We start from the raw sequence: 16,030 nt of genomic DNA, 5'->3' as shown, positions 1-16,030 counted from the left end.
CCAACGTTTAATTAAAAAAGGAGGGCTTTTCATGCAAAAAAAATTATTTACTCTACCTGCATTATTTCTAACAGCCATTTTAGTCGTAGGATGTAATACTTCTGATAAAACAGAGGATTCTGATGTTCAAAAAAATGAGCCATCAAATACTGAACAACAGCAAAAACCAACAACTGAGGATAAAATTGTAGATGACTCAAAAGAGACTCCTACATCAACTGAAACAGATAAAGGCACTACAGAAACTACTGATAGTGCAACTGCACCAAAACAAGAAGTTATCTATAATCAAAAAGGCAAAGACAAAACTGAAACAGCAACCGAATCAAAAAGTGCTGATCAAGGCTATAAGATGCAACAACTACCTGGATTTACACTTACTCAAGAAGAACCAGGTAAAGACATGTTAGTTTCTAAAGAAAATGCTGAAGTATTCATGCGTATCGAAGATGTGTCACAATCAAGCTATGATGAAGCAAAAACATCTATGCAAGATTATATGAATGCTGTTGGTGAAACATCATCTTTATCTTCTGAGGATTTAGCTGCATTTAAAGGTGTTAAAAACATTGAAGGTTATGTTGTGAATTTTGAGGAAGACAAAGAAAAAGTAATCGGCGTTATTTTTGAAAAAGATGGTTTAATTATAAAATTAACAATTCACGATAACGACGAATTAGATTTAACAGATGCTATGTTTAAAATGGCAGCAACTATTTCTAAAAAATAATAATTCAAAAAAGACTGTAGACAAACTTGTTTGCTCTACAGTCTTTTTATTATTATCAATTATGCCTCGGCATAATTGCGTCCAAAATCGGCTTGAGGCCTTAGACCAACATGATGTCGGTCACTCAGTCGTATGTTGTTGTTGCTGTCGCTTCGCTTTCGCACAGTTAAAGCCGTGTTGCTGTCGCTTCGCTTTCGCACGGTTAAAGCCGTGTTGCTGTCGCTTCGCTTTCGCACAGATAAGTTGCCACAGGACGTTGTTAAATAGGTTTTTACCATATCGTGAGGCTCATTTCCCTTCCGATTGGTCAATTGGTGCGATGGGTGGCTAGGAGCTGTTACAAGGGCGTTGACGCAGGGCGGGATACGCTTGTCACTCGCTCCATTCCCTTATCTATGACGCTAATCTCCAAGGGGTCTAGAATCAAATTTAAGATTCACCGTGTTCTCCCTCTAACATGTATAAGCCTTTTATAGAAAATATTTGTTCAAAATAAAAAGTTGCCTCAAATTCATTGAGACAACCCTTTTTAATAAGACAAATCCTTAATAGACAGTCCTAATTTTTTTAATAAAGTGATAGCTTGATCTTTTTCCTCAATAGATAGCACACTCATCAATTCATGTAAATGCAGTTCATGTTTCGGAAATAGTTCGCCCATAAATGCTTCACCTTTGTCCGTAATTTCTGCATAAGTAACACGGCGATCTGACGGACAGGAAACACGTAATAAATATCCTCTTTTTTCAAGTTTGTCAATGACATACGTAATAGACCCACTAGCAAGCAAAATTTTATTGCCAATTTGCTGTAATGGTTGTCTTCCTTTATGATAAAGAAGCTCTAAGACAGCAAATTCAGTAGGGTTTAGTCCATTCTCTTGAAAAAATTGTTGGGTTGTCTCATTAATTGCTTTATGTGCACGTGATAATACGATATATAATTTTAAAGATTGCTTTATATCTTCTGACGTCATATCCTTTTCCTTTCATTTCGCTTTTATACATGCAATTATAGCGATATTAGAAAAGCATTGTCAAAAGCTATATTTGATTTTAAGCCTTGAATCGTCGTTTACGGTGCACATTGACTCTTTTTATGTTACTAAATAAGCAGAATCTTTCGTGGATACATCCATCGTATCCACCTGATTAAATGTGTAAATTGGGAATTGTAAGTGGAAGCATGTCCCCTTTTGTAATTCACTATTCACACCTATTACACCTTCATGCTCTTCAATCACCTTTTTCACGAAAGCAAGGCCTAGTCCTGTCCCTGCTGATTTCGTCGTGTAAAAAGGTTGGAATAAGTTTTGAAGGGTAGCGCTGTCCATTCCGACACCTTCGTCTTTAATCAGTAATTCTACAATCGCACAGTCAGCATTCATTTCTACCGTGATCGTTCCACCATTATTCATGGATTCCATCGCATTTTTAATAAGATTCATGAATACTTGCTTTAAGCGATTCTCATTGCCACCAATGTATACTTGTGTAGAAGGAGAAATGTATTGAATCATAATATTTTTCATAAGAGCATCTGGAAGCATAAACTCAATCACTTGCTTCACAATGTTATTTAGCTCTAATAATTCTACTTTCATACTTGTTGGCTTGGACAATACTAAAAGCTCGGATAAAATTTGTTCCATCCGTTGGAGTTCACTATCGATGACAGATAAATACATACGGGACTCTTCATCAGCATTTAGCTTTAATAATTCGGTAAAGCCCTTTAAAGAAGTTAATGGATTACGAATTTCATGGGCGATACTTGCGGCCATTTGACCGACAACATTTAAAGCCTGCTGATGTTCAACTTTATGTTGAAGTTGTTTCTTTTCTGTTTCATCATTAATGACTGTGACAATAATATTGTTATATTCATCATAGATACTTGAAATTTCATAATAGCAAGGGTTTATAACTGGCGTTTCATCGACTACATGAATATTTGCATGCTTTTCACCCATCAGTTTAGAAAGGTATGATGTAATTTGGCCTTTCTTGAGTGTAAATGTATCAAAGATGTGCTGGTGTGCTTTATGAAGTAGCTGCGATTTTTCTATTTTTAAATACATCTCAGCATACTTATTTAGCCCAAGAATAATCCCGCTAGCGTCACTTATAATAACAGCGTACGGTAAGTGATCATAAGCATGGAAAAATTGTGATCTCTCTTGCTCTTGACTAACATATAATTCATGAGCCATGTCATTATTTAATGGTGAAATTTGCGCAACAATTTCTTCTGTGTTCGGATCATAAAAACATTTAAAAGACATCATTTCAAACTCATTACTAGCTGTTTGAATATTGAAGATTTCTTCTGATCTCAACTCACTTTGTAATTGCTTAACGAACTTTGCCCAATTTAAATTAGATGACTCGTCCATTGTTAAATATCCAATATACGTTGAATCGAGGTTAAAAAGTTTCATAGCAGCCTCATTCACGTTCAAAATTTTACCTACTTTATTAAGAATAAGTGTTGGTGACGAAGTACTTGTCATAAGATTTCCAAAACATTGATTAATATCATTTTGCTTCAACTTTCTCACCGAACCTTTCAATAGAGTAAAAAACCCCTTAATCGAATTTTGAGCCTTTACTATACTTTATGACTGCACGATTCTATTATTACAAAATTTAGTAAATTTAAGTATTTAAAATTATTTCACGAACTGTTCACAAAATAAATAGGCAAAAAGGATTATATTGTTTGACAGCAACTTGACTGTTACAATTAGAAATTGAAAGGAAGATTATTTCATGAATACTATTTTAACTACTTTAAATGCAAAGTATATTCACACAAATTTAGCACTGCGTTATTTAAAAGGTGCTGCTTTACCAGAATTTAATCCAATCATTGCAGAATATACAATTAAAGATCCTGCTTTTAATATTGTATCAGATTTATTTCAAAAAAAACCTGATATTGTAGGATTCAGTTGCTATATTTGGAATATTGAAGAAACTATTCACGTCATCAAAATGTTAAAAACTGTCTGTCCAAATGTTAAAATTTTGCTCGGCGGACCTGAAGTTTCTTACGATTCCCACCATTGGTTACGTAGAATTGAAGAGGTTGATTTCATTGTTATGGGTGAAGGAGAAACTTCCTTTAAACAGTTACTACGCCATTTGCATGGAGAAATTGCATTGGAGGATGTTCCAGGGATTTGTTACTTAGAGGATGGTAAAGTACGGATTCACGCACAAGCACCCAAAATTGATTTACGTGAATTGCCAAGTCCATTTCGTTTTGAGGAGGACCGCCCTCATCTAAGCAAACGAATTCAATATATTGAAACAAGTCGAGGCTGTCCATTTAGCTGTCAATTTTGTTTATCTTCTATTGAAGTAGGGGTTCGATATTTTAACCGAGAAAAAATAAAAGAAGATATTCGATTCTTGATGGACAATGGTGCACGTACTATTAAATTTGTTGACCGTACGTTTAATATAAGCCGCAGCTATGCAATGGAAATGTTCCAATTTTTAATTGATGAACATAAGCCAGGGGTTGTATTCCAATTTGAAATTACCGCAGATATTATGCGTCCTGAGGTTATCCAGTTTTTAAATGATAACGCACCAAAAGGTCTTTTCCGTTTTGAAATCGGTGTTCAATCAACGAACGATTTAACAAATACTCTTGTGAAGCGCCGTCAAAACTTTGAAAAACTAACGCGTACAGTGACAATGGTCAAAGAAGGTGGAAAGATTGATCAGCATTTAGATTTAATCGCTGGTTTACCAGAGGAGGATTATGCAAGCTTCCGTCAAACCTTTAATGACGTTTTCGCAATGCGACCAGAAGAATTACAGCTTGGATTCCTTAAGCTTTTACGTGGTACAGGCCTTCGTCTAGAAGCTGAAAAATTCGGCTATACGTATGTGGACCAATCTCCTTACGAGATTTTCTCTAACAATGTCTTAACATTTGATGATATCGTACGCATTAAACATGCGGAGGATGTGCTTGAGAAATACTGGAACGATCACCGTATGGATCATACGATTGAATATTTAGTAACTGAAGTGTTTGAAACACCATTTGATTTCTTCCAAAACTTCGGTACTTATTGGGAAACAAAAGGTTGGTCGCGTATCGGACATCAGCTCGAGGACTTATTCCTTCGTTTATTAATGTTTTTAGAAACTGTTGAGGGTGCTGATTTAACTATCATTCAAAGCCTAATGCAACTAGATTATTTAATGATTCAACAGTTCCAGCCTCGTAAATTATGGTGGAAGGAGCGCCCTACAGAGGAGCAACAAAAAGAACTTTATACGGCTTTACGTGAAAACCCTGACATTGCAGGTGAGCCATTTGCCAACTTCAATCTATCAGAAAAAGAGTTGTTTAAACATACGCTCATTATTCCGCATCACATTGATTACCAGAATTTTTCAAAAGGCAAAATTGTACAAAAAAGTGGCTATCTTTTAACTTACTTCCGTCACGGTCAAGCACCATATTTTGCAACAATCAACTCTATATAATAAGAAACGCTAGTCCATAATAAAATTTAGGACTAGCGTTTTTTTATACATCACAAATACCTAAATTTTCCAATAATCTTCAAACACAATCTTGTGATTACATTTTTTACCGAATATACGTAGTCAAAAAAATCATAGTTTTATTGCGCTTAACAGATGTTCTTTGAGGTAATACAATTATCCTAAAAAAGCTTAGTTCGAAAATCTCAAAGCACCGACACCTATTTCTTGTAAATATTACCTATTAAAAAGTCATAATAACCAGGAAAAAATAATTTAAAATCTTTCGACATTTTTGTGTCAACAGCATTTTTTCGTCAATTAAGCAATCAAAACCCATTTTTATGAATAGATTTTCTACTAAGATAACCTATCAATTATGCCTCACATAATTGCGTCCGGAATCGGCTTTGTCACAAAGAACTCCTTTCCGATTCGGTGACACCCGCTGAAAGAAGTTAAAATCCTCATTTTCATTTATGGTATTTCAATAAACTTATGGGTAATCGGGAAAATAGTACGGAAATTAAAAAGAGCTAAATTAGTAACGGGTTCTGTTTTAAAGTACAAAAAGCTAAATCGCGTTGTACAACTTGGTTTGATATTTCGTGAATCAAAATTTAACTAAATCCCCCGGTAATTTAAGAAGAACAGCGAAGCTTATTAAACAATCGCGCCCTATTGTTGAAGATCGCAAAATATAAAAAGTGACGACTGCATACATACGTTGTAATGAAGTAAACTATATTATCAAAAGCACAAATGATTTTGTGCATTTTAAAATATAGTTTGACTCTTCAATAGGAGTTGGGTAATTATATAATATAAGGTAGGAATTATTAAGAAAAGAAGGAGAGATACGATGTTCGATCAAGTTGCGTATTTTATTTTTGAAGCGTTGGTAATTCTAACGGTTTTGGTTGTTGTGATTGGAATCCCTCTTGGGGATACACTGTTGAGAAAAAAATAAGACTGCATCCAAATGGATGCAGTTTTTTGATTTTACATCTTGCTTCGTTTCTATATTAGATTTAGGGATTGGTGAAAAATAGTGGACCATATTGAAGTAAAGCACCCCGTTTGTTTAAGTGTAAAGTTTCACAATTTTGTTATCTTATTTTGATTTTAAATATCACAAACATAAATATAAAAGTCTCAAATTTATTCATAAACTAAACTTGAGACCTTGCTTTTGAAATTTATTCTTCCTTTAATTTAAACAATTCTATTGCACTACCAATAGCTCCAATTCCTCCACTGATAATAAATATATATTTACTAAATAAAGCTGCTGGTGAATTAGTCAATAACCCATATAAACCAACAATAAATATAGCTTGAAATCAGACCTAAGATAATTCTGCTTCTTTTTTTCATTCCTTCACCCCTAAATGAAAATATTTACATTTTATGTTAACAAAAAAGTTTACAATAAATAGAAATCAATACATATTTTTTAAAGTAAGCTTGCGATTCCTTATTGAACTAAACTCCCTCTATAAACATTGATGTATCAACTGCACCGTTAGTTGAAGAAGAAAAAGATGAGATTTCTGTGGAATCCCATCTTGAAGTAAAGCACCCCGTTAGCCATCCATGTCGTGTAAAACTAACACTACACCACAGAAAATGAAAGATGGTTAAGTTCTTTCATGGGAGTTCAATAAGAAACTAACATAATCCATCATTATCAGTAGCAACAAAAAGGCTTACCCCTTTTATAACAAGAAGTAAGCCTTTTATTTACTATTAAATAAACGACTCCACAAATTTATTATTTTATTTATTTGGTATCGATTCTCAGATATCCGGTTAAACCTCCGTAAACAATATCACCATCTGGCAAAACCTGAATCAAGGAATAAGCTCCATTATATGCTTGACTGTCCCCTAAAATTAGGCGCGTTTTAACCTTTCCTGTATCCCAGTCGAGTCCAGTAATCTCCCAAGCCCCATCAACATAACCATTGAAATAAGCTTGATTACTACCCGCACTTACCATAGGTACTACCGATGGAGAACTCACATCTGGATTCGCCCATACTCTTTTCCACTCATTTGTCTTAAAATCCCACTCAAATTTTTCTACACCTTTTGGCCCTGGTCGTGTCACCCCAGAAACAACAACATTTTCAAGCTTTGTCGGAAGTTTATCAGGAAGACTGTTATTGACTACAAAAGCACCATACCCCAATATAGCCACCGATTGTTCTGACTGTGCTTCTTTCAAATTATTCTGGCCGAAGTTCACTTTCATCTGTCCGGCAATACGACGAGACTTTGTTCCAGACTGCTGCTTAAAGTCTGTTGGAATTTCATCACGCCAAAAAGCAACAATGTTCATAACTTTGGAACCATCCGTGATGACGACAAGTTTATCTTTGTCATCACCAAACCCCATAAGAGTCGGAGTAGATCCTGACCCTACATCAAGTTTTATACCACCTGCTGCTTCTCCCACTTCATACTCCGATTTCCAGGCCCCATCCTTTGGATTATCACTGAGCTTCTTACCATTCCAAACAAATTTGTGCATATATTTACTGGATACCACGTAAATACCGCCTTTTTCATCAAGAGAAAAGGAGTTTGAAATAGTTTCCCCACTCAGCTTAATATACTGTACTTGCTCTTTGAAATAGCGATCAATAACCCCAACTACACCGCCTCCTGTTACAAAGACCACTTGGCCGTCATAAGTAAGATTCAATCCTAACAATGCATCAGACAATTTCATGTTTGGATTTAATAACTCCTTTGGCAGTGTAAATTTCCGTTTTAATTCAATTTCCGAAAATGGATCATACGAATGTTTGTCTCCAAAAACCATAATGCTATCATTCACAACGGTATAAAAATTCCCTTCATAATCCATCATCGGATACACTCCAGCACGAACAGCAATATCTTCCGCATATTTAGGGAAGTTCTTATTGATGTAAGCCAATAACTCGTTCTCACTTTCGAAACTATCTAACTTATCCGTTACTGCATCAGCATCTTGGGGCGATAAATAAGACTGACCAGGAATCTTAAACTCGGAAATTAATTTAAATTGCTCATCATCAATCAGAACTTTGGCAATACGATTATTGTTTGCCAACCAAATAGTCTGTTCCCCTGTAGGATATACCGGACCACTCACATAGCAGATATTGATTAAACCACCAGGAATGCGCTGAATCTTTTTTTTAGGAATTTTCTTAATTCCAGAAGGAGCTGGAACCACAGTTGAATCCGTCTGGGCAGGATCCCAATGAGAGAGCCCAGATAGTCCATCTACTAAGAAGGGATTTTTCGGAGGTCTATTCGGTACATTGATATGGCTTAATGAACTTGTTTCTCTTTCTTGTTTCATGCTCTCATTACCTTCTTTAATAATAGGAATAGTATTTAATTCCGCCTTGATAGGATATGCAATAGTAGACAATATTACCGATAGTAAACTGATTAAGAAAAGAAATCGTTTCATTTCCTTAATAACCCAACTACTATAAGAAGCTTAAACAGTTGATACAAGGACTTATTTTCCGATAGCGTAATAATCTCTACACCATCTGTATCCAAAACTACAGTTCGAAAAATTTTCTGTTGCATTGTGTTGTGAAAGATCATTTAGTAATCCAACTTTCTCTATACGTGTTTTAATTGTATTTACTACATCTTTAAGTTCATTCTATATACATCAACTTGGAACAACCAATGTATCTCTAAATTGGGGTTCATAATAACTCTTAGTTAAGTTTTAAAAGAAAATATCATATACCCGTACGAAAGTTCTATTTCGAAAGTGGGAAAATCATAAAGAAAGACTGCTTACTTTTTTAGTTCCGGATTTTTTACATCTAGCACTTTTCATGTGTCCGTGTTTTATCTTGCGGTTTTAAAAATTTTGGACGTTGACTATATCCTTTTTGAGATAGAAGCACCAAGGATGTTTTTATATCAGCCCAAACCAAATCTGCCACAGTAGTTAAGTAGGGAACACCGTATACCCGTACGTTTGCTAAATAAAGAAAAACGAAGAACATTGATATAAAAAAACCGAACAGGCCAAAAATAGCAGATCCAAATATAATTAAAAACCTTAAAATACCTGCCCCTGCTATAAAGGATTGATTAACTAATGTAAAACCTGCAATACTTGAAATAGCAAAAACTACAAGCATTGGAGCAGATGTTAAGCCAACTTTAACCGCTGCATTACCAATTATTAATCCGCCTACAATACTTAGTGTCCCCACGATAATATTTGGAAGACGAAGATTTGCTTCATAAAACAATTCAAACATTAATAGCATTAAAAACATTTCCAGAGCGACTGGTAATACATTTCCTGTTCTCGATTCTACTAACGACGCTAAAAAATATACAGGTAGTTGCTCTTGATGAAATGTCGATATAGCAATCCAAAATCCCGGTAAAAATATACTAATAAAAATACCTACTAAACGCATTAATCGTGCTACAGAACTTACAATAATGGGATACTCATAATCCTCACTTGTTTTAAAAAGTAATGTTATGTTAATGGGTACAATAATGGCATACGATACTCCATCAACCAATATAATAACTCGTCCTCTCATTAAAGCTTGCAATGCATAGTCAGGACGGCCTGTATAATCATGTTTAGGTATAATTTTCGTTCCTTTTCCCATTTCCCCCATCAATACATCACCACTAAACACAATATCTGTGTCTATTTGTTTTAGCTCTTTCTTAATTACATTCACTATTTCTTTATCTGTTATATCGTTCATATAAAGCATCGATACTTTTGTTTTGGAACGCCTTCCAATTTCAAAATTCTCTACACTAAATGAATTTGTGGGTAATCTTTTACGTATTAGAGCGATGTTGATAAAAATATCTTCAATAAAATTGTCTCTCGGTCCTTTTAAAACTGATTCTATTAGGGTTTCTTCAGGATTTCGATTTGGTTTTTTTGAAATATTACTTGAGAAAAGTATGTTTTCTTCTTCGAAATACAACAGTACATTCCCTGTATAAACCAGCGTAATAGCATCATATTTTTTTTTTACTTTTTGCAGATTAGGTATATGCAAATCGTTCATTATTTTTATCTCTAATAATTCTGAAGATAAACCATTTAATAAAGATTGAACTCTAGTAATAACAACACCATTTAAAAACTGTTCGTCAATCATTGAATCGCATGTAATAAAATGTACTTTATGTTGAAAAAAGTTATATGTTTGAAAAATCACATCAGCGGAAAATTTAAATAGTTCTTTCAACGATTTTAAATTCTTTATTTGTTCCATTGAATGTCTTTTCCCCTACTTAATGTCAATTTGAGGAATTATTTTAATTTCAAAAAAGCTTTTTCCACCAGATCCCTCTAATTCATAGCAGTTGTTTATTTGTATACATTATTATTTCGATGAATTACTCGATGAAGAGTTAATGGCTGTATTTTGTAATGATTGATTCATTTGCTGTGATGATTGGTTTGACTGTTGTTGAGGTTGCTTCGATTGTTGTGAAGATCGGTTCATTTGTTGTAAAGACTGAAACTTTTGCTGCGAGGATTGTGCCATTTGCATTGGCTGCATCATTTGTTGATCATTCTGTATATTTAATTTGTTCGAAATATTTTTTGTATGCTGTTGAAGAGTACCATTTTGTAATCCTTTAGCTACACCCAAAATAACAGCACCAATTACACCCCATATAAGAAATTTCACTAATAAAAACCTCCTTCCTTATTTTTAAAACAAATTTAGTATTGGAAATTAGGCTAATATTATACTGAACATTATTTGGTTATTATCGTTTTGGTACATAAAAAAATAGTTGCTCCATATATTCAAAATAAGGCAATTATATTTCCTTCACCTGCGCCCCAAGTTGTTATTACAAACGCTATCCCTATTACAAATTAGCATTCCTACAAATTTTTCTAAGCTGTAGCGTTCAACTTAGGGTTAGCTTTACAACAACAACCGTAGAAGCCTTGTAGAGCCAGTTAATTAGCCTATGAGTGTTGATAGGGAGCAATCACACATGTTGTCTTATTAGAGCTACAAAGCCATGTATGAAGCTACATGAGTGGCTAAGGGAAACATAACAAAAGGACTTGTATATATGAAAATCAATCATACACACTAGTCCTATTCTTATTGGAATATAGCACCCGTTAGCCATCCATGTCGTGTAAAATTAACACTACACCACAGTAAATGAAAGATGGTTAAGTTCTTTCATGGGAGTTGAAGAAGGAGTTTATTTTATTAATTAATTGAACTATAATATCGGGTCTATCAATATGTATTGAATGACTGGCTCCTTGTGCGATAATAAATTTATTATTTGAAGTAAGATTAACTTGATTCATAATAAGTTCTTGCCACTTTTCTTCAAATAACCTTAACTCCCACTCTGGTAAACCTTCCATAGTACCTAACTTAATATTATGCTCTTTATCTCGGCTAATAACAATTAAAGGTATATCAGGATATACCACCAAATTCTTCATAATATCTCCGTCTCTCTCCCAGTTGCTAATTTCAGAATACATTGCTTCGTATAGAGAAGGATTTATCTGGAAATTTATTAAGCGTTTTTGAATATCATTCGGGAGTAGCTTTTGTTCTTTTGTTAGAGTAGCGTTAATAACTTCTCTTAATTCTTCCCCTTTCATTTGAGAATAAGAACGACATTTTTCCATCCAAAATTCATCGGTTGCTCCTTCATTTAGAACAGGTAAATTCAAGTCATCTAAAACCTTTAAATCAACAGAAGTTGAATCTACTAATACTATTCCAGCAACCTTTTCAGGATGCTTTTTCACAAAATGTTGTACACATAATCCACCATAGGAATGACCAACTAATACTACGGGTTCAGATAATTTAAGTAAATGTATCATCTCTTTTACTTCGTTTACGACTATTTGTGTATTACGGACTTCGTTACGAATTTCACTTTCGCCTAGCCCTGGTCTATGGAACATAATAACTCTATTTGTTTTACTTAAATTGCTCCGTTAGTAAAAAAGCGTCTTCACTTGTTGTAAGTTACAGTGGAAAGTTTCACAAATGATAAAAAATAGATTATACTGGACTAACTATATATTTAAAAAGGAGCATTACCTATGACCGAGAATAATCAATCCGAAGTACCCCAAAAAAAAATCAGCCTGCAAGAGGCAGTGAAAAAGCAGCTTGAAAACAAAAAGAACCAGTCCTCTCCTAATAAAGGAAAAAAGAATGCCGACCTTTCAACAAAAAAAATGAAAAGCCAGCAAACGAAAAAAACAAGCAATACACGTAGAAAAATGGGTGTCTAATAAGTCAGGCTAACAGATGGACAGTTGGACGTGTACAGGAAATCCACTCTAAATAAAAGAAGTGAAAAAGCATTCAAGGGTGTGAAGTGTTCCCTGAATGCTTTTTTTAATTATTTTATTCTTTTCATTTTATAACTTGTTTAGCTAAATGCTTCGTTAGTTCAATAAAGAAAAAAAGAGCTGCCTATGCAACTCAATGATCTTTAATTACACCCCCGTTAGCCATCCATGTAGCGCAAAAACCAGCGCTACGCCACTGAAAATGAAAGATGATTACGTTCTTTCATGGGAGTTCAACAACTTCTTTAAATCAATTCTTGTGTAGGTTTTATTATAGGTCGTACCATCATCATTATAAAATATGGCTTTTTTTAAATATGGGTCGGAGATAGGTTCGTAACCGTGTTTGCTAATTAACTTTATCATTTTTGGATTTTCTATTGGGTCAACACTCACAAATATCTCAGAATAACCTAAACTCTTTGCAATATTTTCTCTATACCTAATTAAATCTAAACCTATACCATTACCCCGATAATCCGCTTTTACATATAGGTCACTTAATTTAGGAAGCAAAGTGCCTTTTAATTTAAGAACTCCAAAACCAAATATAAGTGAGTCTTGTTCAGCGATTGCCAGATATACTTCCCTTTTTGCAAATTGCTTTAAATAATTCGTGAATAAATCTTTATTATTTCTAATATCACATAAACCCGATAAGTCGTTTTCATTCGCTAATCTTATTATGTAGTTCATTGTTACTTCCACTTCCCTATTCTTCAATAAATCACTATTATAAATATTCAATTCCTTCTTCAACAACCCTACCCCGTTAGCCATCCATGTAGCGCAAAATCAACACTACACCACAGAAAATGAAAGATTTCTACGTTCTTTCATGGGAGTTGAATATAGTTCCTTGCCATTTAAATTAACACGTTAACTAATTCGAGCGAAAAAAAGATTATGTATTCGCATCGTTATAGAACTTTCTATCATGTAACTTTATTAATGCGATTATTCGTATGAAAATTGTTAAAAAGCTGCTTTATATCAATAAAAAAGGATATCTAAATCATTTCGATTTGATATCCTTTTTATAGTGTTTTTTTAGTTTTGTACTCGAAAACAGAACCCGTTACTAAATTAGCTCTTTTTTACTTACATTTATTTCAGTCTTAGTTTAAGAGGTCATTCAAATATTGAACCCCATAAAACCCTTTCATACCAACACTGCTAGTACTTTACCCAATAATTACTCGTTCCTTAGGATAGTGATAACTTGATTTTTTACCTCTACCACCACCACCAAGAGTGTAAAGGAAGGAGATTAAACCGACACGACCAACAAACATTAAAATCATAATGATAATTTTACCGACTGCTGATAGATCCGAGGTGATCCCTAAAGACATTCCACACGTTCCGAACGCTGATGTAATTTCAAAAATTATTTGAATCAGTGATGCGTGTGGCTCAGTAATGAGTAAAATAATTGTTGCAACTAATACCATAAAGAATGCCAATAAAATAACAACAAACGAGCGGAATACATCAATTAAATGTATTTCACGTCCGAATACTTGAATATCCTCTCTTCCTCGTGCAAAGGTAATTAGGAATAGAATGGCCATGGCAAACGTTGTTGTACGTATCCCTCCACCAACTGAACTTGGTGAAGAACCAATAAACATTAAAAAGCTCATGAAAATATCTGTCGCTTCACTAAAGGTTGTGACATCATACGTCGTCAGTCCAGCTGATCGTGTTGAAACGGAATGGAACATTGCAGAAAACAGAGCCTCATGCCAAGACATTCCCTTAAAGGAATGGAATGATTCAAGCAATAAAATAACGAGAGCCCCTACCACAAATAAAATTGCATATGTGGAGGTTGTTATTTTTGTAAATAAACTAAAGCGGAAATTTGCATGGCGATGAAGTAAAAACGATTTCACTTCAATTAATACTGGGAAGCCTATCGCGCCAAGCACGATTAATAACATCGTTATTACTTGAACAAAGTAATCGTCATGAAACGGTAATAAACTCATGCCTGTAATATCAAAACCACCATTTGTAGTAGCGGAAACGGAGGCAAAAACACCATGAATCCACGCTTCTTCAAAAGTATCGAAATAGTTTGTAAAGTGCAACGTTAAAATAAACGCACCCATCACTTCAATACCGATTAAGATTTTCAATATTTCCCGAATTAATTGGACAACCCCTGACAAATTGTATTGATTATGATCGATCATAATCAACTGACGCTCACGCATACCTATTTTTTTCCCAACCAGTAACCACACAAAGGTACCAAGTGACATAATGCCAATTGCACCAAGCTGTAAAATGACAAGTACCATCACAAGGCCAAATGTTGTATAGCTTTCAGATATATTGAATGTTGTTAAACCTGTTACACTAACCGCACTTACAGCCGTAAACAAGCTATCTAATAATGAAACGTTTACACCTTCTTGATGAACGCCTGGTAGTCGTAGTAACAGGAAGGAAATCGCTATAGCTATAAAATAATAAGAGACAAGCACCTGAAATGGTGTGACAAGTCTATTTTTTGATCTTTTCCAGGGCACTTTGACAACCCCTTCCTATATGATGCCAAACTCGATAGATATTAGTATAGGAAAAATACTTAAAAAAAGAAAGAGGAATAGTTACGACTATTCCTCATAATGATTATTAAGCTTTATTTTTAAAACGAACTCCCACTAAATAACCTACTAATGCGATGCCCACTAGTACGATCCAGAAAGTTAACTCCCACACAGTTGAATGTGGAAACTCTGCAGGTAAAATGCCTACCTTCTCATGTGACAAAGTCAACACAACAAGCTTCACACCTACCCAGCCTACAATTAAAAACGCAGCTGTTTCAAGTGAAGGATAGTCATTTAATACTTTCACAAACCATTGTGCCGCAAATCGCATCATGATCACTCCGATAAACCCTCCAAGTAACATGACAATAAATTGTCCACCGTTGATGCCACCAATATCAAAGTTTCCTACCTTCGGTAAAGTGACAGCAATGGCAACTGCAGCAAGCATAGAATCAATAGCAAATGCAATATCCGCGGCCTCTACCTTAAGCACTGTCATCCAAAAACCAGAGCCCCTTTTCCCCGCTTCTTCGCTAGATTCTTCTTCTGAATCCTTTTTATTACGCAAATCATATATATTTTTGGCGGACATGAATAATAAATAAGCTGCTCCCAACGCTTGAATTTGCCAATAATTCACTAATACTGTAATGACAAAGAGTGCCGAGAAACGGAAAATTAATGCGCCGAATAATCCATAAAATAGTGCTTTTTTTTGTAGCTCTCGTGGTAAATGCTTCACCATCACAGCCATTACAACCGCATTATCTGCTGCTAATAACCCTTCTAATACTACAAGTACAATAAGTACCCAACCGTATTGTAATACAATTGATTCCATTCATGT

General features: G+C 34.5%; 11 protein-coding genes and 1 pseudogene. 3 read left to right on the top strand and 9 right to left on the bottom strand.

All coding sequences use genetic code 11. The annotated features are described in order from the left end of the window. The first annotated feature begins 31 nt into the window (after positions 1-31). Complete coding sequence (locus ACQKN2_RS03090) at positions 32-730, top strand: hypothetical protein (protein WP_427413647.1); 699 nt, start codon at positions 32-34, stop codon at positions 728-730. Between the two features lie 529 nt (positions 731-1,259). Here ACQKN2_RS03090 and ACQKN2_RS03085 read toward each other — a convergent pair. Both ACQKN2_RS03085 and ACQKN2_RS03080 read right to left on the bottom strand, forming a co-directional pair. After that, positions 1,260-1,706 (bottom strand): MarR family transcriptional regulator, encoded by a 447-nt coding sequence (locus ACQKN2_RS03085; RefSeq protein ID WP_323645421.1) that lies wholly within the window; start codon positions 1,704-1,706, stop codon positions 1,260-1,262. 120 nt (positions 1,707-1,826) lie between these two features. Beyond that, positions 1,827-3,170 carry an ATP-binding protein gene (locus tag ACQKN2_RS03080; RefSeq protein WP_427413646.1) on the bottom strand — a complete coding sequence of 448 codons (1,344 nt, stop codon included), beginning with the start codon at positions 3,168-3,170 and terminating at the stop codon, positions 1,827-1,829. 331 nt (positions 3,171-3,501) lie between these two features. Here ACQKN2_RS03080 and ACQKN2_RS03075 point away from each other — a divergent pair, with 331 nt between their 5' ends. Continuing rightward, a complete protein-coding gene (locus ACQKN2_RS03075; RefSeq protein WP_427413645.1) occupies positions 3,502-5,241 on the top strand; it encodes a B12-binding domain-containing radical SAM protein in 1,740 nt (579 codons plus the stop codon). 1,783 nt (positions 5,242-7,024) lie between these two features. Here the strand turns inward: ACQKN2_RS03075 and ACQKN2_RS03070 are convergent. From ACQKN2_RS03070 to ACQKN2_RS03055, 4 genes and pseudogenes are all read right to left on the bottom strand, one after another. Next, positions 7,025-8,713, bottom strand: coding sequence for a hypothetical protein (locus ACQKN2_RS03070; RefSeq protein ID WP_427413644.1), 1,689 nt, complete (start codon positions 8,711-8,713; stop codon positions 7,025-7,027). A gap of 373 nt (positions 8,714-9,086) precedes the next feature. Beyond that, a complete protein-coding gene (locus ACQKN2_RS03065) occupies positions 9,087-10,529 on the bottom strand; it encodes a spore germination protein (RefSeq protein ID WP_427413643.1) in 1,443 nt (480 codons plus the stop codon). 111 nt (positions 10,530-10,640) lie between these two features. Then, on the bottom strand, positions 10,641-10,952 hold the full coding sequence (locus ACQKN2_RS03060; RefSeq protein ID WP_427413642.1) for a hypothetical protein: 312 nt from the start codon (positions 10,950-10,952) through the stop codon (positions 10,641-10,643). Between the two features lie 506 nt (positions 10,953-11,458). Continuing rightward, positions 11,459-12,232, bottom strand: a pseudogene (locus ACQKN2_RS03055) (alpha/beta hydrolase); the annotation flags it as partial. Positions 12,233-12,361: 129 nt separating this feature from the next. Here ACQKN2_RS03055 and ACQKN2_RS03050 point away from each other — a divergent pair. Next, complete coding sequence (locus ACQKN2_RS03050) at positions 12,362-12,556, top strand: hypothetical protein (protein WP_427413641.1); 195 nt, start codon at positions 12,362-12,364, stop codon at positions 12,554-12,556. Between the two features lie 273 nt (positions 12,557-12,829). Here ACQKN2_RS03050 and ACQKN2_RS03045 read toward each other — a convergent pair whose 3' ends face one another. The 3 genes from ACQKN2_RS03045 to ACQKN2_RS03035 form a co-directional block, all read right to left on the bottom strand. Continuing rightward, positions 12,830-13,375, bottom strand: coding sequence for a GNAT family N-acetyltransferase (locus ACQKN2_RS03045; RefSeq protein ID WP_427413640.1), 546 nt, complete (start codon positions 13,373-13,375; stop codon positions 12,830-12,832). 425 nt (positions 13,376-13,800) lie between these two features. Next, positions 13,801-15,156, bottom strand: a complete 1,356-nt coding sequence (locus ACQKN2_RS03040) for a TrkH family potassium uptake protein (protein WP_427413639.1) — start codon at positions 15,154-15,156, stop codon at positions 13,801-13,803. Positions 15,157-15,262: 106 nt separating this feature from the next. Next, positions 15,263-16,024 carry a TerC family protein gene (locus tag ACQKN2_RS03035; RefSeq protein ID WP_427413638.1) on the bottom strand — a complete coding sequence of 254 codons (762 nt, stop codon included), beginning with the start codon at positions 16,022-16,024 and terminating at the stop codon, positions 15,263-15,265. Between the last annotated feature and the right edge of the window lie 6 nt (positions 16,025-16,030).

The organism is Lysinibacillus sp. NPDC093688 (assembly GCF_050280145.1).
Lineage (GTDB): Bacteria > Bacillota > Bacilli > Bacillales_A > Planococcaceae > Lysinibacillus > Lysinibacillus xylanilyticus_B.
This window is presented reverse-complemented; position numbering and strand designations above follow the sequence as displayed.